This window comes from Aeromonas sp. 602200 (assembly GCF_049173895.1).
GTDB lineage: Bacteria > Pseudomonadota > Gammaproteobacteria > Enterobacterales > Aeromonadaceae > Aeromonas > Aeromonas veronii_A.
The window spans coordinates 195,062-217,041 of record NZ_JAAKSL010000005.1 but is presented as its reverse complement, the minus strand read 5'-3'; the positions used below and the strand labels follow the sequence as shown (position 1 = coordinate 217,041).

Genomic DNA, 21,980 nt, shown 5'->3' with positions numbered 1-21,980 from the left:
AAGGGCGACCAGATGGTCGCCCTTTTGGATTTGTGCGGGATACCGCCCGGTCAAAGCAGATCGTAGATAAGGGCCGAGATGGCAAGCAGCCCCATCACCAACACAAAAAGGGTACTCGGCCCGCGATAACGCTTGAGTGCGGGCAAGCGATAGATGGAGCAGGCCGGCAGCAGAAACAGGATCACCGCGATCAGCGGGCCACTGACGCGCTCGATGATGTCGAGCACATTGGGGTTCAGATAGGTGATGAGGGCGGTCACCATAAACAGGATCACCGACGACACCCGGGCGATGGTCGACTCCTTGAGAGAGAGCCCCAGCCCCTGACAGGCACCGCTCACCATGCTCACCGTCCCCTCGCTAACCCCCATGGAGGTGCCGAGGAAGGATTTGGACATGGCCAGAATGGCGATAAGCGGCCCCACATAGGCGATCAGCGGATTGGAAAACTTGTTCGCCAGCGCCGACAGCACGGAGATATTGTCGGTGCGGGCCAGCGCCATCTCGGCCTGACTCAGGCTCATCACGCAGCTCACCACGAAGAAGAGCACGCTGCCGCAAATCAGAATGCTGCTGCACTTGATGATCCGCTTGGCACGCAGGTCGGCACTCTCCTGACAGCGCTTTTTCTGCGCCGCGCTGAAGGAGGAGATAATGGGCGCATGACTGAAGGAGAAGACCATCACCGGCACGATTAGCCAGAGGGATTTCCAGAACGCCGGGTCACGCCACTCCACTGCCTGACTCTCTGTGAAATAGGAGAGGCTCCACTGGGGCAGCAGATAGATGGAGAGGCCAATCAGAAAGGCGACCATGGGCAGCGCCAGCACGCTGATGGCCGACACCACGATCTGTTTGCCGGCCAGCAGCACCAGATGCAGGCCCAGCATCACCCCCAGCACCAGCAAGCCGCGGGGAAGCTCGGCATCCCCCAACTGATGTACCACGAAGCTCTGGATCGCATTGGTGATGGAGATGCTGTAGACCAGAATGATGGGGTAGAAGGCCATCAGATAGACCAGCATCAGCAGCTTGCCCGCCCTGGCACCGAAGTGCTCCTCCACCACATGGGTGATATCCCCCTCCTTATGGGAACTGGAGAGCACAAAGCGGCTCAATGCCCGGTGGGAATAATAAGAAAGCGGAAAAGCCAGCAATAATATAAACAGCAAAATAACCAGGGAATTACTGCCAACAGTAATAGGGAGAAATAACGTACCGGCACCAACAGCAGTGGCATATAAGCCCATGGTCCATACCGAATCGCTTTTCTCCCATTTCAATTTTGAAACAGGGTGACTCTTTTCAGCAATAGAAACACTCATTGCAATATATACCTTATTAGTCTGTCATCATTATTTTTATTGGCCCGAATAACAGGCTGGCGATATGTCATGGCAGATCGCCCTGTTCGTGAAAGAACAACGCCGCCAGTAGCCAACAGGGCCACCGGAGAGAAACGGAGCTGCCACGCTACCATCGTTGAAATCGCTATCCGGGTCAAGGTTAATAATTCATAACTGTTTGAATCGGAATGTTTCAAAAGACAACAGGATGTATCACATTCGTCACCCAAAACCAGATTCACGCCTGTTTGATAACATACCGATAAAACCTCATGCTGTTGCCCAACAACATAAATAAGACCAGCGATCAGGCCGATAATATTAACACCTTAAGCTATGGAATATGAGTTAAATAATACGGCCAACTTTTCTACTAATTGACAGTGATGTCAGCCAATTTATTTATGGCAAAAGGAAAGGTGATGTCTGCCAATAACAGGACCAATCAGCTCAGCGTGCCGGGCAGTGTGCCACCCGGTTGCGCCCTGCCCGCTTGGCCTGATAGAGCCACTCGTCGGCCCGGGCCAGCGCCTGATTGATCTCCTCCTCCGGCTGCACCAGGGTTGTGCCCAGACTGACCGTGATGGCGACCGGATCGGCAGGCAATGCTTCGACAGCGGCACGGATCTGCTCCGCCATCTGCAGCAAACCGGCCTCATCGATCCGTGGCAACAGGATAAGAAACTCCTCGCCGCCGCTGCGCACAAAGAGATCGTCCGCCCGCAACAGGGCATCGATGCAGCCACTGAATCGCTGCAAGGCCCGATCTCCCTGCTGATGGCCGTAGTGATCGTTGATCTGCTTGAAGTGATCGATGTCGAGCATGATAAGGCCACAGGGCGCCTCCCCTGTCCGCAGCGGCTGGCAGTGCTCGAAGAAGAAGCGGCGGTTGTAGAGACCGGTCAGCTGATCGGTCTCGCTCTGGCGCTGCAGTCGCTGCTGCAACTCGTACTGGCGGGTAATATTGCGAGTCACCCAGGCCACCGCCCGCTTGCCGTCATAGAGGGAGGGCAGCGGGGCAATCTTGCCCTCGAAACGTTGTACCCCCTGCGGCCCGACGGCGGCATTGATTCCCCCCACCTCGGCTGCTGATAGCTCATACTCCACCACCCGCACCTGACCGCTCGCCAGTGACTCGGCAACCTGTGCCTTGACCCACATGGCCATCTCGGGTGGCAGCACATCGGCCAGTTGCTTGCCCGCCAGCGGATTGCCATCGTGATAGGATTGCTGCTCCATGCCGCCGATATATTCCACGTAATAACCATCTTCACTGAGGATGAAGATGGGATCTGGCAGTTGGGCCATCACTTCATAAAGCTGGGTTACCGAAAGCGCCACGGAGACTCCTGTACGTTAGGGTCAAACAGGGGGGAGATATTCTGCCTTAAAAGGACTCACTCGCCCTCATCGGCAACGGAGAAAAATCTGCCGTCATAGCCAACAATCCTTTACATCTAGCAGCATGCGGACGTCTCGGCCAGCAAGGATTGCCTGCGCCCACCGCCGCTCTGACTTGCGACCGTTCGCAGTGGCGGATGGCCCCTCCCTCGCTCAATGATATCTCATTGTTTCAACTCACAAGTTCATTTACGCTGGCCGTCACGAGTCCAGTTTTCACCTCATCAGCCATCAGGAACGCCAGCCCCCCCGCAACCGCAGGGGCTGTACCACGGAAAAGGAATCGCCAGATGAAAAACGCCATCGTTACCGCCCGCTTCGACGCTATCAGTACCGAAGGGGAACAGCTCACCCTCAAGATCGCCATCAAGGCCCCCGAGCCGGATCCCAAGTCCGCCAGCGGTGACTGGCGCTGCAAGGTGAAGCTGGCGGGGCTGAGCGACAAAACCTTTATCTACGGCATCGACAGCCTGCAGGCCCTGAGCCTCGCCATCAAGTTTGTCGAGACCGAACTGCGCGCCTTCTCCGATGCGGGCTGGCAATTCTATCTGCCAGGCTGCCCCGATCACCCCATCGACATGAGCGCCTGCTACTTCCCGGCGCTCTAGCCCGGCCAACCCTAGGAGCCCGGATGCACGGACCCGACCCCGCCAATCCCCACCCCATGAATGGCTTCCCCCAGGTGTGTTTTATCAAGAACACCATCAAGGGGCCCAATATCGAGGTGGGTGACTACACCTATTACGACGTTCCGGAGGATTCTGCGGGCTTCGAGCGCAACGTCCTCTACCACTTCCCCTTCATCGGCGACAAGCTCATCATCGGCAAGTTCTGCGCTATCGCCCGCGGGGTGAAGTTCATCATGAACGGCGCCAACCACCAGAGCTCGGGCCCCTCCACCTACCCCTTCTTTATCTTCGGCAACGGCTGGGAGAGCGTCGTCCCTGCCCCGGGCAGCCTCCCCTACAAGGGGGATACCGTCATCGGCAACGATGTCTGGATTGGCTATGAGGCCCTGATCATGCCGGGGGTCAAAATCGGCAACGGCGCCATCATCGCCGCCCGCTCCGTAGTCACCACTGATGTGCCCGACTACGCCGTGGTCGGCGGCAACCCGGCGAAAGTGATCCGCTACCGTTTCGACGACGACACCATAGCCCGTCTCAACGCCATCGCCTGGTGGGACTGGCCGGTGGAGCAGATCAGCCGTAACCTGCCGCTTATCAGCGGCGGCGAGATAGCCGCGCTGGAAGCGGCAATCCGCTAGAGACAAGCCCCATCAGGCATAGGGCCAGAAATGAGAAGAGGGTTGAGCGCACAGGCACTCAACCCTCTTTTTGATTGGTCGCAGACCGCTCAGTGGCTGGCGGAGCGACTACCGCTCCAGATCAGCTCGCCGCTGCGCAGCTCCATCAGGGTCATCGACAACCGATAACGGCTCCCCTGTGCCACCAGATCCCCGTAGAGCATGTAGCCGGCGCCGGTCTGGCGGCCAAGCCGCACCAGGGAGGCCGGGTTCATCCTACCCTGCTGATACTCAAGCTGGCCGGTGATGGCTGCCACCTGCCCTTGGTCGGCAAAGTGAAAACCGCTCTTGCTCTGGATGAGCTTGCTCATGGCCGCCGCCATGGCGCGGGTGTCCACCGGCTCGCCGGTGCCGTTCTGGGGCGGGGTGAGCAGCAGCACCGGCTGACCGGTTTGCGCCAGCTCCCGCACCTCGGGGGCCTGCACAAAGAGATCGGCCATGGCCTGCGCCAGTCCGGTCGGCGCCACCGGCTTGGGCTGAACGTCCCCGCTATCCGGTTTGGTCACCGGCTTGTCCGGCTGGCTCACTGGCTGATCGGGTTCACTGACAGGAGCCTGAGTACCACCGTAGGGATTGACCGCACAACCGCCCAGCAGCAGGGCCCCCACCATCAACAAGGAACGCAGCTTCATCTTTTCTCTCCGCCAGAAATCCGTAAACGGGCATCAACACATGCCCGCATGGCGGAGCCCCTGCCCCGCATCCTCCTTATGCTAGGGACAAACCCCGGCGGGGTCGATACGCCCACCACCACAGGGCGACAGAGACTGGCGAACCTGGGCCCACGAAAAAGCTGGCACGGCTCCACCCGATTCCGTTAGGGTAGTGTCGGTAAAACATCAACAGTAACGCAGCGGTAAGCCCGGCGCACAACACGTCGCAACCCGACAGAGATCATCACACTCAAGCAGGAAGCACTATGCAACTCACCCCACCCCAACCGCCTCAGGACGATGAGATCGAAGCGCTGCGCATTGGCCTCTCGGGCTTCAACAAGGATCACGCCGGCACCCATCTGCGCGAGCGGATCGCAAGCTTTATCAAGGATAAAGAGGGCAAGGTACATGGCGGCATCATCGCCGACATCAAGTGGGGCTGGCTGCATGTTGACTGGCTCTGGATCGACGAAAGCATCCGCCGCGATGGCTGGGGCGGCCGCCTGCTCGGCGCCATGGAGCAGTACGCCCAAAGCAAAGGCATCAGCAACTACCATCTGGAAACCACCAGTTTTCAGGCCCTCCCCTTCTATCAGAAGCAGGGTTACGAAGTCTTTGGCCAGCTGCCCGATATGCCGCCGGGGCATATCAGTTACTTTCTGAAAAAGCAGGACAAGTGATGACATTCCAGCCCCTTGCCAATGCCAATATCGTGATCCGCCCGTTCGAACCGGCCGATGCCGACGAGTTTGTCCACGCGGCCCACGAATCCATCGAGACGGTCGGCCAATGGATGAGCTGGTGCTCCCCTTCATTTACCCGGGAGAGCGCGCTGGAGTGGTTTGCCAGCTGCGATCAGGATCGTGCGGCGGGACGTGCCTTTGACATGGGCATCTTCTGCGCCACCACCGGCCAGCTTTTGGGTGGCGCAGGTATCAACCAGCTGTCGCCCCATCACCGCTACGGCAATATCGGCTATTGGGTGCGGCAATCCCGGCAAGGCTGCGGCATCGCCCGACAGGCGGTCGCCCTGCTCCGTGACTTTGGCTTTCAGCAGTTGGGCCTATTTCGGCTTGAGATCGTGATGGAAGTTGGCAACAGCGCCAGCGAAGCCGTTGCCATCGCCGCTGGGGCAACCTTTGAGTGCCGGGCAAGGAATCGTATCTTTCTGCATGGCCAGCCTCTTGATGCACATATCTATGCTCTTATTCCCGAGTAGCTTAATTCTGTAGTAGAGACACTCTGCACAATTCTGGAGGGTTAATAGTGATAGTCACCACACATGATGTTTACCCTTTACACATAGTTATTACTTCACTGTTGAAAACGTGGAGTTCATAGCATTTCGTCCAGTCCAAAAAGCTTCATATAAAACCCAATAAGAGTTAAACTAGTCAATAACATAAAAACATATTGCAAGAGATAAAATTGAAAATAAAAAGCATATATATAAACAACTTCAAAGCATATAGAAACACCATGTTTCATGCTGATGAAAGCCTTAACGTAATAACTGGCACAAATAATAGTGGCAAGACGACCATTCTTGAAGCAATTGCATTATGGCATGAATGCTTTTCTCTTCTGTTAATGATGGCAAAGAAGGCTACGCGTGGAACAACTATAAAATCAGGTTATTACCGTCTAGGGAAGAAAGCACAGAATTACTTTGATTATCGGGCTATACATTCTGTACGGAGCTATCGATTTAGTGATATTTTCTATGAGTTGACCATTTCTAATCAAATTGAAATTGGATTGTCATTTTTTGATAATAATGGGACAACCAAAGAAATTTGTTTCAAAATTAGGGGAGCATCTGGCAGTAGTAATTATGAGATAATCCTTAAAGATCATGATGAATTTGATTTTGAGTGGTTCAACAGCTCATTTAAACATCTTCCCGAACCAATTGGCTGCTACTTTGCTCTTCCTATAGCAGTAATTCCAGCATATGAGGAATTTGCAACAAAACCGATCATAAAGAACCGTGTGACATCTCGAGAGTCATCGTCTTACATAAGAAATAGACTTTATCTTCTGTCCAAACAAAAAGAGGCTTTTGAGGCATTCTCAAATGATGTTTCATACATCTTAAACAATAACAAAAATAAAATATACTTTAGTATTGAAAGCGATATAAATAAAGATACAAACATTAATGTCAGTATAAGGATGGGCATTGAGCTAAGTTATAAAGATGTATCTTTGCTAGGAAGTGGAACATTACAAATTATAGGCTTACTTCTGACATGTTATGAGGAAGAAAAAGATCTTAACTTAATACTCTTAGATGAACCGGATTCACACATACATAGAGACATCCAGAAAAGACTTATCCAAACACTACAGAAAAAAACGGCTGCAACACAAATTTTTCTAACAACGCATAATGAAGGGTTAATTCGTTCAACTAATCCTAAGAACATCTTTCATATAGAAGAGAATATTTGTACCTCAGATAAAACTAACATTTACCCAATCATATCAGAAAGTAATACCCAAAGACAAAAAGGAGCTGGCATAGATCATCACTCATCTATAATAAGTAAAATTCACTCAACATCTTCCTTAGATATCATTGGCTTTATTGAAGCAGACCTAATCTTACTTGTTGAAGGTATTGATGACATAAAATATATTAAGAAAATACTTGAAATGTATGAGCTGGATATAAACTGTGCGTTCTGGTCATTCAAGGGAGTTGATTCCTTGCTACAAGAAATAAAACATTTCAAATCATTTCTTGATGGTATTGGCTCTAGTGAACCGTTATGGGACAAATCGAAAATAATTATTGATAGTGATTGTTTAACAAAAGACCAGACAAATAACCTGATTGATAAATTAAAGGAGGAAATCTCCATAGATTGTTTTATATGGGAGAGCTACACTATTGAATCATCAATATTCACCAACAAGCAAAGCTTTACTCATTTTATTACTTCAATGTACAAAAGTGACGAATTCACAGCAGAGTACATTAGCACTATTATTGAGATGTATTGGTCTCAACATATAGCAAGTCACAAGGAACGGCTCTTAAACAAAAAGCACTCAGAAAAAGTTACTGGACAATTGACAGCTAGGTCTAACCACATCAAAAAATCCCTTTTAAAAAACCCATCAAACATAATAAAAATATTCGGTTGTCAAGATACCATGTATTACCATACATATATGACATACTCTATAGAAAAGCTAAATCAATGTGATATTTCACACTCATGCGATAAAGATGACTTTAAGGATATTATCTCTGGAATTATTTCCTGTATTTCATTAGAACCATCCTACATAGAAGATTACTTTTATTTTTCCCTAGATAAAATGTTCTCTAATGGGGCTGTTGGTTTTCCAGAAATACATAGATTTGCTCGCTTTTTGAACGAGCGCGGTCGAATGCATCAAAAATAATAAAGGCTATCAACTCATTCGGTCTGCCGAACTTTGCTATTCATTCCGGCCCTTACTCCAAACCAGCCATTGCTGATTGGATCTCGTATGTTGGGCTTCGCTACGCTCAGCGCCAACCTACCACAGATGTAGGTTGTGGCTGAGCTTGCGAAGCCCAACGTTTACCGCGAATAGCTATTGAGTTTCGGCATCACACTCCCCGATCTGCGTATGGCAAAGTGAAATCACCCTCTATCTCCCCAAAAACGGCTCCCAGTCCTTGAACACCGGCTGCAACCCGGCCTGCCGCACAGCGGCGGCCACCTCCCCCACCGGGCGGTCGTCGTGGATGGCGAACTGCTCCAGCTCCTCGGCATCTCCCTCGGCATAGCCCCCCGGCTGGGTGCGCGACTCGGCCGACATCTGGGTAATGCCAAGGCGCACCGCGCCGTTGCGAAACGCGGCCGACTCGCGGGTCGAGAGCGACAAGTCCAGCGTCGGTGAGAAGAGGCGCCAGGCGCAGATCAGCTGGGCCAGCTGGCGATCCGACATGACCACGGCAGGTTCCAGTCCGCCTGTGCAGGGGCGCAGGCGCGGGAAGGAGAGCGAATAGCGGCTCTGCCAGTGGTGACGCTCAAGCCAGCTCAGATGCTCGGCGACAAAGTAGCTGTCGGCGCGCCAGTCCGAGGAGAGGCCGATCAGCGCCCCCAGCCCGATTTTGTCGATACCGGCGCGGCCCAGCCGATCCGGTGTGGCGAGGCGCCATGCGATGTCCTGCTTGTTGCCGCGCAGGTGGTGGCGGGCATAGGTGGGGGCGTGGTAGGTCTCCTGATAGACCATGACGGCGTCAAGGCCGAGGCTTTTCAGCTCGGCATAGTCGGCCTGCGAGAGGGGCTGCACCTCCATCCCCACCGTGCTGAAGTGGCGGCGGATGATGGGCATCACCTCGCGAAAATAGGCGAGCCCCACCTTGTGCTCGTGCTCGCCGGTCACCAGCAGCACGCTGTCGAAGCCACGCGCCTTGATGGCCAGACACTCGCGCTCTATCTCCTCTGCATTCAAGGTCTTGCGCTTGAGGCGGTTGCTCATGGAGAAGCCGCAATAGGTGCAGTCGTTGGCGCAGAGGTTCGACAGATAGAGCGGCACATAGAAGCCGATGGTGTTGCCAAAGCGCTGGCGGGTCAGCCGCTCGGCCTCGGCTGCCATCTGCGGCAGATAGGCTTCGGCGGCTGGGGAGATCAGCGCCATAAAATCGGCCAGGGTGCGGCGGGGTGCGCTCAGGGCGCGGGCCACATCGGCGGCAGTTTTGGCGCGGATCTGCATGCCGATATCGTCCCACTCCAGCTCCTGCCAGCGGTCGAGAAAGGAGGGGGCGATCTTTGATCCTATTTCCCCCTGGGCCCTCACCCCCAGCCCCTCTCCCTTATTTTGTGAAGAGCCGAGAGGGGGGCAAACCTCTGGCTGCCCTTGGGGCAAGGGGGAGATGTTCATGGTCGCCCCTGTTTCATGACTCATAACGCCCCCAGAAAATCGGTCAGCGGGCTGGAGGCTTGCGCCTGCAGGGCGCGAGCGCCAAGGCCAGCTTCATAGGCGCTGCGACCGGCGGTGCAGGCCAGCGCAAAGGCGCGGCCCATGGCGACCGGGTCGCCGCTCACCGCGATGGCAGTGTTGACCAGCACGGCATCGGCCCCCAGCTCAAAGGCAGCGGCGGCGTGGCTCGGCGCACCTATGCCCGCATCCACCACCACAGGCACATTGGCCTGCTCGACGATGATGGCGAGAAACTCCCGGGTCACCAGCCCCTGATTGGAACCGATGGGCGCGCCGAGCGGCATCACGGCGGCGCAGCCCACCTCTTCCAGCCGCTTGCAGAGCACGGGGTCGGCGCCACAGTAGGGCAGCACCACAAAGCCCTCTTTCACCAGCTGCTCGGCGGCTTTCAGCGTCTCGATGGGATCGGGCAAGAGGTAACGAGGATCGGGGTGGATCTCAAGCTTCAGCCAGTTTGTCCCCAGCGCCTCGCGGGCGAGATGGGCGGCAAACACCGCCTCGGTGGCGGTCTTGGCACCCGAGGTGTTGGGCAGCAGCTTGACCCCGAGTTGCAGCAAGGGGCTCAGGATATCGTCGTGGGCCTTGCCCGGTTCGAGCCGCTTGATGGCCATGGTGACCAGTTGGGAGCCGCTCGCCTCGATGGCGGCGGCCATCAGATCCGGGCGGGCAAACTTGCCGGTGCCGGTAAAGAGGCGCGATGAGAAGGTGTGATCGGCAATCTTGAGCATGTCAGCCTCCCGCAATGGCGGTAAAGAGGTGAAGTTCGTCCCCGTCATTGAGACGGGTCTCGGCCCAGCGGCCTCGGGGCAGCACGGCGCCGTTAAGGGCTACCGCCACTCCCTGTGGATTAACGTCTTGCGCCGCCAGCAGGTCGGCCACGCTCTGCCCTGCCGTCAGCGGCTGCGCTTTATCGTTGAGTCGGATGGTGAGGGTCATGGGGTGATCTCCTTATCGTGTGTCGGGCATCGGCGCTGCCCGCAAACCGGACAATCGGGATCGGGAGCCAGAGTGAGGGTCTGCCACTGATGGGTCAAAGCATCGAAGCGGCGCAATGTGCCGGCCACCGGGCTTTGCATCCCGAGCAGCAGTTTCAGTGCCTCCAGCGCCTGCAAAGAGCCCATCACCCCCACCAGCGGGCCGGTGACGCCGCTGGTCTCGCAGCTCTGGGCGAGCTTGGTATCCAGCGGATAGAGGCAGGCGTAGCAGGCGTGATCGCTGCTGGTGCGCGCCATCAGCTGCCCCTGCCAGCCCACTGCGGCGGCGGAGATCCAGGGTTTGCCCTGAGCCACGCAGGCGGCGTTGATGGCCTGGCGGGTGGCGAGGTTGTCGCAGCAGTCGATCACCAGATCCACCTCGGCCACAAACTCCGGCAGGCTGGCGGCATCGAGCCGCTGGTTGATGGCAATCAGCTCCACCAGCGGGTTGTGGGCGGCCAACCGCTCGCGGGCCAGCTCCGCCTTGGAGTGGTTGACAGCCTCGCTATCGAACAGGATCTGGCGCGGCAGGTTGCTGGAGTCGACGGTATCGCCATCGGCCAGCCACAAGGTGCCCACCCCGGCCCCGACCAGATAGAGGGCCAGCGGCGAGCCAAGCCCGCCCAAGCCCACGATCAGCACGGACTTATCTTTCAGCCGCGCCTGACCCGCCTCCCCCACTTCCGCCAGCATCAGCTGGCGGCCGTATCGCAGATACTCTTTGTCACTAAGAGAAGCGGCATCAGAGAGCATGTTCTGCCTCCCGTATAACAGTGGCCGAGCGCGGCTCATCCCCCGCCCCCACGGCAGCAAGCAGCCGCTCGGTCGCCCCCTGCCAGTCGTCGCTGGCCGTGATGGCCGAGACCAGCGCGATACTGCCGACCCCGCTTGCCTTGACCGCCGCCACCCGCTCCTCGCTGATGCCACCGATGGCCACCGTCGGCCACTCCGCCATCAGGGCGCGGTAGCGATGCAGCCGCACCAGCCCCTGCGGGCGCGAAGGCATCGCCTTGGTGTTGGTCGGGAAGATATGACCCAGCGCCATATAGGAGGGGGCCAGCTCGCGGGCCCGCATCAGCTCGAAGTAGCCGTGGGTGGAGATGCCAAGGCGCAGCCCGGCCGCCTGAATGGCGGCGAGATCGGCGGTCTCCATATCCTCCTGCCCCAGATGCACGCCCCAGGCGCCCGCCTCGATGGCCAGCTGCCAGTAGTCGTTGATAAAGAGCCGCGCCCCATGGCGGCGACCGAGCTCTACCGCATCACGAATGGCTGGCGCCACCTGAGCGGCGGGCAGATTCTTGATCCGCAGCTGGATGGTCTTGACCCCCTGCCCCAGCAGGCGGCGCAGCCACTTGACCGAATCGACCACCGGATAGAGGCCGAGGTTGTGTTCGGTCGGCGCGAAGGGGCCATCCGGCAGGCGGGCGCAGCTTGTCTCATAAAGGCCGAAACGACGGTCGAGCGGTGATCCCGCCAGCACGGCGCGGGGGAAGTGAGCCAGATCGGCTGGCCAGCCGAGATGGGCGATGGGGCCCGGGCCTGCGCCCACCCCCTGCGCCGCCGCCAGCCCCTGTTGCAGGTAGGCACGCGCCAGGGTGATGGCATCCTCCACCGGATAATCCTGCGCCACCACGGCGGCGATGGCGCTGGCGTAACAGCAGCCGGTGCCGTGGCCGTGGCGGGTATCGAGGCGCGGCGCGGCGAGCCAAAATTCACGCTGCTCATCCTGGTAGTAGTCGAGGCAGAGATCCCCGCTCCACTCCAGATGGCCCCCCTTGACCAGCACGGCGCGGGCGCCGAGTTCACGCAGACGGCGGGCGGCGAGGCGCACCAGCACAGGGCTGCTGACCGGCAAGCCGGTCAGGGCTTCCAGCTCGGGGCCGTTGGGGGTAATAAGCGACAGACGTGGCAACAGCTGCTCGCGCACCGCTTCCAGCATATTGGGCTCCGCCATCGGGGTGCCGGTGCTGGCGATGGCCACCGGGTCGTAGACCACGAAGGGAGCCTCTATGGCCGCCAGTCGGCGGGCCAGTACCTCCACATGGAGCCGGGTCGGCAGCAGACCGATCTTGATGGCGGCGGGCGGCAGATCGACGCCAAGGGCGTCGATCTGGGCGGTGAAGGTCTGCATCAGCACAGGGTCAACCATCTTCACCGCCACCGAGTTCTGGGCGGTGATGGCGGAGATGACCGAGCAACCGTGCACGCCAAGGTCGTGCAATGTGTGCAAGTCGGCCTGAATACCGGCGCCACCGCCGGAGTCTGAACCGGCGATGGTCCAGACCACAGGTAGCGAGTCGGTCACGGGCGACAGGTCGGCGGGGCTGACAGCCCCGCTTGCGCTGCTCACGCCTCCTCCCCTGCGGCCTGTTTCAGCGCCGCCGCCTGATGGTAGATCTCGCCGCCGGTCTCTTTGAAGGTCTCTGCCATGCGGGCCATGCCGCTCTCCACCTCGGCTACCACCTGCTCCTGCTGGCCATTCATACCGACCAGCTTGATCTCCACCGCTTCCAGCTTGGCGGCATTCAGTTCGGCGGTGTAGGCGCGCACATCCTGGGTGATCTTCATGGAGCAGAACTTGGGCCCGCACATGGAGCAGAAGTGAGCCACCTTGCCGGACTCCTGCGGCAGGGTCTCATCGTGGTAGGCACGAGCGGTGTCGGGATCCAGCGCCAGATTGAACTGATCCTCCCAGCGGAACTCGAAGCGCGCCTTGGACATGGCGTTGTCGCGGATCTGGGCACCCGGGTGCCCCTTGGCCAGATCGGCGGCGTGGGCGGCGATCTTGTAGGTAATCAGCCCCTGCTTCACATCCTCCTTGTTGGGCAGCCCCAGATGCTCCTTGGGGGTGACGTAGCAGAGCATGGCGCAGCCGTACCAGCCGATGAGCGCGGCGCCGATGCCGGAGGTGAAGTGATCGTAACCCGGCGCGATGTCTGTGGTGAGCGGGCCCAGCGTATAGAACGGCGCCTCGTGGCAGTGATCCAGCTGCTCGGTCATGTTGCGCTCGATCATGTGCATCGGCACATGACCCGGCCCCTCGATCATCACCTGCACGTCGTACTCCCACGCGATCTTGGTCAGCTCGCCCAGGGTGCGCAGCTCGGCGAACTGGGCCTCGTCGTTGGCATCATAGACGGAGCCCGGACGCAGACCATCGCCCAGCGACAGGGCCACATCATAGGCGGCGCAGATCTCGCAAATTTCTCGGAAGTGCTGGTAGAGGAAGTTCTCTTTATGGTGGGAGAGGCACCACTTGGCCATGATGCTGCCGCCGCGCGACACGATGCCGGTGAGGCGCTTGGCGGTCATCGGCACGAAGCGCAGCAAGACACCGGCGTGGATGGTGAAGTAGTCCACCCCCTGCTCGGCCTGCTCCAGCAGGGTGTCGCGGAACAGCTCCCAGGTGAGGTCTTCGGCGATGCCGTTGGTCTTTTCCAGCGCCTGATAGATGGGCACGGTACCGATGGGCACCGGGCTGTTGCGCAGGATCCACTCGCGGGTCTCGTGGATGTAGCGGCCGGTGGAGAGATCCATGACGGTGTCCGCGCCCCAGCGGGTTGACCAGACCAACTTCTCCACCTCCTCTTCAATGCTGGAGGTGACCGCCGAGTTGCCGATGTTGGCGTTGATCTTCACCAGAAAATTGCGGCCGATGATCATCGGCTCCGCTTCCGGGTGGTTGATGTTGCTGGGGATGATGGCGCGACCGGCGGCCACCTCATCACGGACAAATTCGGGGGTGATATTTTCCGGCAAGCGGGCACCGAAATCGCGGCCCGGATGCTGTGTGCGCAGGAGCTCGGAGCGCACCCGCTCGCGGCCCATGTTTTCGCGAATGGCGATAAATTCCATCTCGGGGGTGACGATGCCGGCGCGGGCGTAGTGGAGCTGGGTGACCCGACGGCCCGGCTTGGCACGGCGCGGCTTTGGCAGATGTTCGAAGCGCAGGTGATCCAGCCCCTCGTCGGCCAGACGCTCCTGAGTGAAGGTGGAGCTGAGCCCCGGCAGTTCGTCGGTGTCATCCCGCTCCAGCACCCAGTTCTCCCGCAGGCGCGGCAGGCCACGGCGCACGTCGATGGCAACCCCCTCCTCCCCGTAACGGCCAGAAGTGTCGTAGACCGGGATCGGTTCGTTGGGTTCGAACTTGGGATCTTCTTTGGTGCCGCCGACGAAGGTGTCGGCCAGCTGGATCTCCCGCAGGGGAACACGAATATCGGGGCGGGAGCCTTCGATAAAAATGCGACGGGAGTTGGGATGAGCCATCCCCTTGAGGCTGTCGATAAAGGCCTGGGCGCTGGAGCGCTGCTCGCGGCGGCTGGATTTGGTGGTATCAGATACAGAAGTAGACATAGCAAAACTCACATTAACTGGTTGAAGTTATGGGTATTTGCTTGTCTGGAGTTCGAGGAGAAGATGAACTTGCGGCGGGGTGTTTATCTCGGGAGGGAGTGCACGCGGGATGGATCTCCGCTCTGCTGTTCTGCCACTTCCCGCTCTCTGCACGCTGTGGGCAAGGCGCCCCACGTGCTGGACAACCGGACGGGACAGACTCCCTCCTGTGCGCCCTGACCCATCAAGGGTGATCCCTTCGATGAGCGGAAGAGGCTTGCTCCTCCTCCGGCGCGGTAACCCGCAAGTTACCCTTGTTCCCTTCGCAGGTTTTAACCTGATCAGGTTCCACGGATCCCGAATTAACGGTCTCAGCTTCGCGTCGTTCGACGGTCAGCACTCCGACAAGATGGCGCCAGTATAAGGGGGAAAATCTAAAGCACAAGCCGTTAACAATATGGGACAATGGCTGGTGCTGTGGTCAGACGAGATTACTCCCCGCGCGACCAGGTGCGGATGGCGGCGATCTCCGCGGCGGGGATCTGCAGGGATTCGAGGAATTCCTGATGGGCCTGCGGCTCCATCTTCTCGAACTGGATGTGCCAGTTGCGCATCATCTCTTCGGTCATGCCTGCGGCCTGCATGATGGCAACCCAGCGAGCCTTGTCTACCATGGGGATCTCCTCGTGTGTCTGTTGGCGATAGAGGATGATGGCCCGCTGTTGCCGCCTCAGCTCGGCGATCTCCTGCTCCAGTCGCAGCAGGTGACCATCGAGGCAGGAGTGGCTCTCCTGCCTCGCTGCCAGCAGGGTGCCGATCTCTTCGAGCGGCAGTCCCATGGCGCGAAAGCTGGCGATCTGCCGCCCCCGTTCCAGCTCGGCCTCGCCATATCGGCGATAGCCGTTCTCCCCGCGCAGGGCGGGCAGCAGCAAACCGAGACGTTCGTAATAGAGCAGGGTGGTGCGGCTCAGGCCCAGTTCTCTGGCCAGCCGGGTAATCGTCAACATAGGGGTTCCTTCATCCAACGGGCTGAGGATAAACCCGCCTATTGTAGACGGGTCAACACCTTCGCAGGAGTGACCACCAGGATCAGGATCCACGGGCAGTAACAGTGAGTGATATGAGAAGTGGGGTAGATAGGCAATCCGGAGAGGGATCCATGGCCGGCAGGTGATGCAGGCCCCCATGAAAGGGGCCTGCGAGTGAGGTTATTGAACCGGTGCTATGGTCAGGGATACGTTGCCAAACCCTTCGCTGGCAAGGGCCTCGCTGTCCAGATCCACACCGGTCAGAGCCACACCTTCAGCAGAGGAGTTACGCAACTGCGCAGCCTTCGCGGAACGGGTCTGGGGCTGACCAATCTCGATATCACCGGCAAACTGGCTCTCGGCATAGAAGTCACCGGTCACTGCCGAACGGATCGGGCGCAGCACACGGCCCAGGTTATTCTGCATGGTCGACAAGCCATACTCGTTGATGGTCCAGTTCCAGTCCCACCACTTCACTTCACCCGGGATATAACGCTTGTCCCACTGGTAACGGATGCTGCTCGCCTTGTCGCGGAACGGGCCGACGGCAAAGGTGTGCTCCCAGGTCGGACGATTCTCCGGATGGGTATACCAGGCATTGCCGCCCCAACGCAGGAAGCCCTTCATGGTCAGGTCATAATTGACCTCGGCCTTGAACTCGTAGGGGTAGGAGATGTTGGACTTGTAGAGGGCAACCCGCACCGGCAGGCTGGAGTGAGGCGGCACCGTGGGACGCGCTTCAACCGAGACGGTCTCGGTGGTCGAGCCCCCGTGTTGGGAAGCCCAGCTCTGGCTCGCCGCAATCTCGATGGCAAGCTCGGTCTCCCCCACCAGCGGCCACTGGAACTTGTTCTTGGTGGTCACCTTCTCGCTCAGGCTGTAGGTGTCGGTCTTCGACCAGTTGGTGGCCTTGTCGTACTTCAGGGTCACCACCACCTGCTGGGGAAGGTCGGTGTAGTTGGTCGCATTGGCCGTGATGGTCTTGACCAGCTGCTTGCCACTCTCGGTAACCTGACCGTGGCTAAACGAGTCAGGTTCCAGAGTATATGAGAAGTTGCTCACCGTGATGGAGCTCTTCTCTCCACAGCGATATCCGGAGCAGCCGCCGTCATTATTTCCCTTTATCAGCCAGGTATCGCCAACCCGGGTAACGTCCATATCTTCCCCGACATAGGGGCTATGATTCCCCCCCACCCAGGCATATCCCAAATAATGGGCGAGATAACTGACCGGTTTGATAAAATAATCATTGTCGTGGACAAGACGCCATTGCACATCGACCTCATCACCCGCCGGAATATTCCAGTCAGAGAGTGTTGGTATTTCTCCTGAAACCGGTGAATTTGGATAGCACCAGGTTTCTCCGGCAGTGCCCTGTTTGATTTCGCCATTATATCCCGGCCCCATAATCACCCAGCGATCCGCCAGCCCGGTGATCTGCCACTGCCCCATGCGGCTGACCAGATTACCCTTGATACTCATGGCTTCATCGCGGGTCAGAGGACGGTAACCACTGGCACAGACGCCCGTCCCAAGACCCGCCCACTTGACCTGATCAGGGTAGACAGGTTCAGCCGCCTGCACCTGAGCGAGCATCAATGAAGACGCCAAAAACGCCAGATTGGCGGTAATTATTCTATTCATCATTTATCCCTCTTTCAGACATACGATAATTGTTATTGTGTAGAAATATCCTTTTTCATTTGACAGGTATGGACTCCGACAAAACCTGACACAAATAAAATAAACCACCAAAAAACATCCATGACAAACAAAATAATGGTGATACAGGAAAATAATTAGAGCGATGACTTTATTGAGGAATAAATCATAAATATTGTGACAGTCATTATTTAATGGCTGCCACAATATGGTGAAACCATATTAAATAAGAAGATGCTGAATTACTCTTCCGGATTGATCACTTCAATTCCCTTCAATATTCCATCCGCCGAACGGATCAATACCAGCTCGCTCCCGGCATGCAGATCGGCGGCGGAACCGTTGACCCAGCGCACCTGCGGATTGAGTCGCACAGTGCCCAGGGTGGCCAGCGTGAGCTGCCGGTCATCGAAGGATTGCAGGCGATCTTGCGCCCGCCGCCAGGGCTGATTGACCAGCGGGGCTCTGGCGGCCAGCAGCTCAATCCGGGTGGCAACGCCATCAGCCACCAGCAGAGCGAGCTGGTCGCCGGGTTTGAGTGGCTGCGGCCAAATCTCCCCCTGCCGCCAGATGGCGGCACTGCCCTGCTCCACCTCGGCCCCCTGAAATTGCAGGCGGATGCCGTCGCTGTGCTCCAGCTCCACCAGCCACAATTCGTCGGCTCCCGCCTGCGCCGCCCAGAGCGGTACACCCAGCATCCATGCACACCACTTTCTCGATTGTTCCATCTTCGTTCGTCCCTGAACAAAAAGCCCATGCTGGACAAGCATGGGCTTCATTCGGGAGCATTTCTAATCGGAACGCAGAGATCGGATCAGTCATCCTCACGGCAGCGGCTCAGGCGCATGCCGTCAAACTTGCACTCCAGCTCAAGCCAGCGCCCTTCAAACGGCGCCAGACTGTTATCCGAAGTGGTGTAGCCCCAGATCCGCCCCCCTTCCACCGGCCCCTCCAGATCCATCTCGTCCTTGTCATCTTCGTCGAGGGCTTCGACCTTGCGCACATAGCGCACGCCGTTCTCCACCACCCCCTTCATCTCGACCCAGGTACCGCCGAGATCATCCTCGTTGAGCCAATCCTTGAAGCGGGTCTGGTCGTCGATCACGAACGGCATGCCGTTGACCATCAACTGGCCAAGCTGCCAGGTGGTGCGGCCGGTCAGTTTGAATTCGGTCGCCTGTGCGGTGCCAAGTGGAAACAAGACCAGCAACAGGAGGGCGCAGAGAGACTTCTTCATCAGGGATCCTCGGGGTTACACTGGCAAACAGGATGCCGAATCCGGTGTGAAAAGAGCGTGAAACGCTCACCAACCAGGAGAGCAAAGCATGAAGATTTTGGTAGTGGAAGACAATCCTCAGGTGGCGGAAACCATCATGGATTATCTGGAGCTGGCCGGTCACCGCCTCGATTGTGCCTATCACGGTCAGGCGGCGCTGCAACTGCTGGAGGAGCAGCGTTTTGACGTCATCATCATGGACGTGATGATGCCGCGCCTCGATGGCCTTAGCACGGTGGCGCGCCTGCGCGAGCAGGGGATTGCCACTCCCGTGCTGTTTCTCACCGCCCGCGACAGCCTGGAAGACAAGCTGGCAGGCTTCAAGGCGGGAGGGGATGACTATCTGGTCAAGCCGTTCGCCATGGAGGAGCTGGAGGTGCGGCTGCAAGCCCTCAGTCTGCGCGGCCCGCGCGGCGATGTGGGGGCCATCAGCTTTGGCGATCTGACGGTCGATGTCGCCAGCGGCCGCGCCACCCGGGCCGGTGAGCCCCTCAAGCTCGGCAAGATCCCGTTCCGGATCCTCGCCCTGCTGGCCCGCCGCGCCCCCGCCATCGTCAGCCGTCAGGAGGTACTCGACACCGTCTGGGGGGATGAGGAGCCCGACTCCGATGCCCTGCGCAGCCATATCTACGCCCTGCGCAACGCGCTCGACAAACCCTTCCCCACACCCATGCTGGAGACCTTGCACGGTCAGGGCTACCGACTGGTGAACGCATGAACCTGCCGAGCCTGCGCCGCCGCCTGATCATGGCGCTCGGCGGCGCCGGGGTGGTGCTGCTGATCCTGCTCTCCGGCTTGATGCTGGTGGCCGAAGACAAGATGGAGGAGCTGAGCCTGCGCCACTGGCTGGAAGCCGAAGTGACCCGCTACAGCGATGACTGGCTGCGACTCGGCCCGGCTGCGGCGGCTCCAAGCCCCAGACAGTTCTCCAGCTACTGGACCGAGGCGGGCCGCTTACCCAAGTGGTTGAAGCCCTACCAGACTCCCGGCTTTTTCGAGCACCAACTGGGCAAGGAGGACAAACACTTTCTGGTGGCCCGTCACCCCTCCGGCGAGGGACTGCTCTATCTGGTGTTCAACGACGACGCAGACGACTACCTCGACCCCTACGAGGACAAGCTGCATCTGGCGACCCGGCTGATCGGGGTGACCCTGCTGCTCGCCTGCCTCGGCTTCGGCATCTGGCTGGTGCGCCATATCACGGGGCCGCTGCAACGGCTGCAACAGAGGGTCGCCCACCTCACCCCGGATCAGGCGGATTTCGAACCCGACGCCCCTTGGCAGGAGCTGCGGGATATCGAGCTGGCGCTGCTGGCCGGCAAGCAGGAGGTGAGCGCCGTATTCGCTCGCGAGCAGGAGTTCAGTCGCTTCGCTAGCCACGAGCTGCGCACCCCCAACATGGTGATCCAGGGCTCGGCCGCCCTGCTCGGCAAGGTGACGGACTTGCCCGCACCGGCCGCCCGCGCCACCACCCGCATCCGCGCCGCCGCCGACGAGATGGCGCTGCTCACCGAGACCTTCCTGCTGCTGGGCCGCAAGGAGGCAGTGGAGCGACCGCTGCAGCAGGTGACCCCGCTGATCCGTCAGGAGCTGGCCCGCCTCGCCCCGCTATTGCAGCGGGAGGCACTCGATATCCGGCTTAATCTGGACGAGAGCAGCGAAGTAAACGCCCCCCTTTCCCTGCTCGCCATCGCCCTCGGCAACCTGCTGAAAAATGCCCTGAGCTATGCAGAGGGACATATCGACATCGAGCTGTGCGGCCCGGTGCTCACCATCAGCAACCCGACGGCGGCGGCGCCGGATCAGATCCTCGGCTACGGCTGTGGCCTCACCATCATCCAGCGCATCTGCGAGAAGCTGGGCTGGCAGATCGACACCCGGCTGGAGGATGGCGTATTTAGCGCCCGGCTGGCGATGATCGCCGCCGGAGAGTTCCCTCTCCCTTTGGGAGAGGATTAGGGTGAGGGCGCAGTGGCACCGCCAACCCACCAGCCAGATAGCAACAAGGCGCCCGAGGGCGCCCTGTTTCTATCTGACAGATGCAAGCCTAAGGCTCACTCCGCTGGCTTGTTCTTGCGGCTCGCCTTGAGTTCGAGAAACTCGATGATCTTGCCCGCAACATCCTTGCCGGAGGCAGCTTCCACCCCTTGCAGGCCGGGGGAGGAGTTGACCTCCAGCACCAGCGGGCCGCGGGCGCTACGCAGGATATCCACCCCCGCCACATCCAGCCCCATGATCTTGGCGGCCTGCACCGCGGTGGCGCGCTCTTCCGGGGTGATCTTGATCGCCTCGGCGGTACCGCCACGGTGCAGGTTGGAGCGAAACTCCCCCGGCTGGGCCTGGCGGCGCATGGCGGCAACCACCTTGCCGTTGACCACCAGACAGCGGATATCGGCGCCATTGGCCTCGCGGATATACTCCTGCACCAGAATGTTGTTGTTGGTCTGGATAAAGGCCTCGATCACGCTCTCGGCGGCTTTCTGGGTCTCGCAGAGCACCACGCCAATCCCCTGGGTTCCCTCCAGCAGTTTCACCACCAGCGGCGCCCCGCCCACCATGGTGATGAGGTCGGGCACGTCGTGGGTGCTGTGGGCATAGCCGGTGATGGGCAGGCCGATACCGTGGCGGGAGAGCAGCTGCATCGCCCGCAGCTTGTCGCGGGAACGGCTGATGGCCACCGAGCTGTTGAGGGCCATGGTGTTCATCATCTCGAACTGGCGCAGCACGGCGGTGCCGTAGGCGGTAATGCTGGCACCGATCCGGGGGATCACGGCGTCATAACTTCCCAGCTCCCCACCCTCGTAGTGAATGGAGGGGTTGTGGGAAGCGATGTTCATATAGCAGCGCAGGGTGTCGAGCACCTCTACCTGATGACCGCGCGCCTGTGCCACCTCGACCAGACGGCGGGTGGAGTAGTTTTTCGGCTCACGGGATAAAATGGCGATCTTCATGACAATTCCGCTAGAAGGCTGTGCCTGGGCAGGATGGGGCGGGAGAGTATAAGGTGCCACAGCGCCAAGACAACGCCAATTGTTTATCCTGACAACAAGAC

At 58.7% G+C, this 21,980-nt stretch carries 21 protein-coding genes and 1 riboswitch; of the genes, 7 read left to right on the top strand and 14 right to left on the bottom strand.

Going from position 1 to position 21,980, the window contains the following annotated elements; all coding sequences use genetic code 11:
- Positions 1 to 50 precede the first annotated feature (50 nt).
- Both G5221_RS09045 and G5221_RS09040 read right to left on the bottom strand, forming a co-directional pair.
- Positions 51 to 1,325 carry an amino acid permease gene (locus G5221_RS09045; protein ID WP_159158085.1) on the bottom strand — a complete coding sequence of 425 codons (1,275 nt, stop codon included), beginning with the start codon at positions 1,323 to 1,325 and terminating at the stop codon, positions 51 to 53.
- A gap of 471 nt (positions 1,326 to 1,796) precedes the next feature.
- Positions 1,797 to 2,687: a sensor domain-containing diguanylate cyclase gene (locus tag G5221_RS09040; protein WP_159158084.1), complete on the bottom strand. Its 891-nt coding sequence runs from the start codon at positions 2,685 to 2,687 to the stop codon at positions 1,797 to 1,799.
- Between the two features lie 350 nt (positions 2,688 to 3,037).
- On the opposite strand from G5221_RS09040, the gene G5221_RS09035 reads away from it, so the two are divergent.
- Together G5221_RS09035 and G5221_RS09030 are read left to right on the top strand one after the other, a co-directional pair.
- The gene (locus tag G5221_RS09035) at positions 3,038 to 3,355 is read left to right on the top strand and encodes a DUF6968 family protein (protein ID WP_058056329.1); all 318 of its coding nucleotides are present in this window, start codon (positions 3,038 to 3,040) and stop codon (positions 3,353 to 3,355) included.
- 23 nt (positions 3,356 to 3,378) lie between these two features.
- Positions 3,379 to 4,014: a Vat family streptogramin A O-acetyltransferase gene (locus tag G5221_RS09030; protein WP_159158083.1), complete on the top strand. Its 636-nt coding sequence runs from the start codon at positions 3,379 to 3,381 to the stop codon at positions 4,012 to 4,014.
- Positions 4,015 to 4,103: 89 nt separating this feature from the next.
- On the opposite strand, the gene G5221_RS09025 is transcribed toward G5221_RS09030, so the two are convergent.
- Positions 4,104 to 4,685: a penicillin-binding protein activator LpoB gene (locus tag G5221_RS09025; protein ID WP_421263128.1), complete on the bottom strand. Its 582-nt coding sequence runs from the start codon at positions 4,683 to 4,685 to the stop codon at positions 4,104 to 4,106.
- Positions 4,686 to 4,972: 287 nt separating this feature from the next.
- Between G5221_RS09025 and G5221_RS09020 the strand changes: the two genes are divergently transcribed.
- From G5221_RS09020 to G5221_RS09010, 3 genes are all read left to right on the top strand, one after another.
- Positions 4,973 to 5,389: a GNAT family N-acetyltransferase gene (locus G5221_RS09020; protein ID WP_319920162.1), complete on the top strand. Its 417-nt coding sequence runs from the start codon at positions 4,973 to 4,975 to the stop codon at positions 5,387 to 5,389.
- Positions 5,389 to 5,928 (top strand): GNAT family N-acetyltransferase, encoded by a 540-nt coding sequence (locus G5221_RS09015; RefSeq protein ID WP_421257789.1) that lies wholly within the window; start codon positions 5,389 to 5,391, stop codon positions 5,926 to 5,928. Before G5221_RS09020 ends, G5221_RS09015 begins: the two co-directional genes overlap by 1 nt.
- A gap of 194 nt (positions 5,929 to 6,122) precedes the next feature.
- Positions 6,123 to 8,126 (top strand): ATP-dependent nuclease, encoded by a 2,004-nt coding sequence (locus G5221_RS09010; RefSeq protein ID WP_421263127.1) that lies wholly within the window; start codon positions 6,123 to 6,125, stop codon positions 8,124 to 8,126.
- A gap of 231 nt (positions 8,127 to 8,357) precedes the next feature.
- On the opposite strand, the gene thiH is transcribed toward G5221_RS09010, so the two are convergent.
- From thiH to G5221_RS08960, 10 genes are all read right to left on the bottom strand, one after another.
- Complete coding sequence (thiH, locus tag G5221_RS09005) at positions 8,358 to 9,494, bottom strand: 2-iminoacetate synthase ThiH (RefSeq protein WP_421263136.1); 1,137 nt, start codon at positions 9,492 to 9,494, stop codon at positions 8,358 to 8,360.
- Between the two features lie 122 nt (positions 9,495 to 9,616).
- Positions 9,617 to 10,384, bottom strand: coding sequence for a thiazole synthase (locus tag G5221_RS09000; RefSeq protein ID WP_421263126.1), 768 nt, complete (start codon positions 10,382 to 10,384; stop codon positions 9,617 to 9,619).
- Position 10,385: 1 nt separating this feature from the next.
- Positions 10,386 to 10,592 carry a sulfur carrier protein ThiS gene (gene thiS / locus G5221_RS08995; RefSeq protein ID WP_069555221.1) on the bottom strand — a complete coding sequence of 69 codons (207 nt, stop codon included), beginning with the start codon at positions 10,590 to 10,592 and terminating at the stop codon, positions 10,386 to 10,388.
- Complete coding sequence (locus tag G5221_RS08990) at positions 10,589 to 11,383, bottom strand: HesA/MoeB/ThiF family protein (protein WP_257725772.1); 795 nt, start codon at positions 11,381 to 11,383, stop codon at positions 10,589 to 10,591. Before G5221_RS08990 ends, thiS begins: the two co-directional genes overlap by 4 nt.
- Positions 11,373 to 12,980: a thiamine phosphate synthase gene (gene thiE / locus G5221_RS08985; RefSeq protein WP_257725773.1), complete on the bottom strand. Its 1,608-nt coding sequence runs from the start codon at positions 12,978 to 12,980 to the stop codon at positions 11,373 to 11,375. The genes G5221_RS08990 and thiE overlap by 11 nt, the downstream gene beginning before the upstream one ends.
- The gene (gene thiC, locus G5221_RS08980; protein ID WP_421263125.1) at positions 12,977 to 14,983 is read right to left on the bottom strand and encodes a phosphomethylpyrimidine synthase ThiC; all 2,007 of its coding nucleotides are present in this window, start codon (positions 14,981 to 14,983) and stop codon (positions 12,977 to 12,979) included. The genes thiE and thiC overlap by 4 nt, the downstream gene beginning before the upstream one ends.
- A 280-nt stretch (positions 14,984 to 15,263) precedes the next feature.
- A riboswitch (TPP riboswitch) is annotated at positions 15,264 to 15,376 on the bottom strand.
- 77 nt (positions 15,377 to 15,453) lie between these two features.
- Positions 15,454 to 15,969 (bottom strand): MerR family transcriptional regulator, encoded by a 516-nt coding sequence (locus G5221_RS08975; RefSeq protein ID WP_005342946.1) that lies wholly within the window; start codon positions 15,967 to 15,969, stop codon positions 15,454 to 15,456.
- Positions 15,970 to 16,170: 201 nt separating this feature from the next.
- Entirely contained in the window at positions 16,171 to 17,634 is a 1,464-nt protein-coding gene (gene aerA / locus G5221_RS08970; protein WP_421263135.1) for an aerolysin AerA, read from the bottom strand.
- Between the two features lie 260 nt (positions 17,635 to 17,894).
- Positions 17,895 to 18,380 (bottom strand): hypothetical protein, encoded by a 486-nt coding sequence (locus tag G5221_RS08965; protein ID WP_376901790.1) that lies wholly within the window; start codon positions 18,378 to 18,380, stop codon positions 17,895 to 17,897.
- Between the two features lie 86 nt (positions 18,381 to 18,466).
- Entirely contained in the window at positions 18,467 to 18,889 is a 423-nt protein-coding gene (locus G5221_RS08960; protein WP_421263124.1) for a hypothetical protein, read from the bottom strand.
- 88 nt (positions 18,890 to 18,977) lie between these two features.
- Here G5221_RS08960 and G5221_RS08955 point away from each other — a divergent pair, with 88 nt between their 5' ends.
- Together G5221_RS08955 and G5221_RS08950 are read left to right on the top strand one after the other, a co-directional pair.
- Positions 18,978 to 19,646: a response regulator transcription factor gene (locus G5221_RS08955; RefSeq protein ID WP_058054173.1), complete on the top strand. Its 669-nt coding sequence runs from the start codon at positions 18,978 to 18,980 to the stop codon at positions 19,644 to 19,646.
- A complete protein-coding gene (locus tag G5221_RS08950; protein WP_421263123.1) occupies positions 19,643 to 20,887 on the top strand; it encodes a sensor histidine kinase in 1,245 nt (414 codons plus the stop codon). The genes G5221_RS08955 and G5221_RS08950 overlap by 4 nt, the downstream gene beginning before the upstream one ends.
- Positions 20,888 to 20,982: 95 nt before the next feature.
- Here G5221_RS08950 and rimK read toward each other — a convergent pair whose 3' ends face one another.
- Complete coding sequence (rimK, locus tag G5221_RS08945; protein WP_005340088.1) at positions 20,983 to 21,879, bottom strand: 30S ribosomal protein S6--L-glutamate ligase; 897 nt, start codon at positions 21,877 to 21,879, stop codon at positions 20,983 to 20,985.
- Between the last annotated feature and the right edge of the window lie 101 nt (positions 21,880 to 21,980).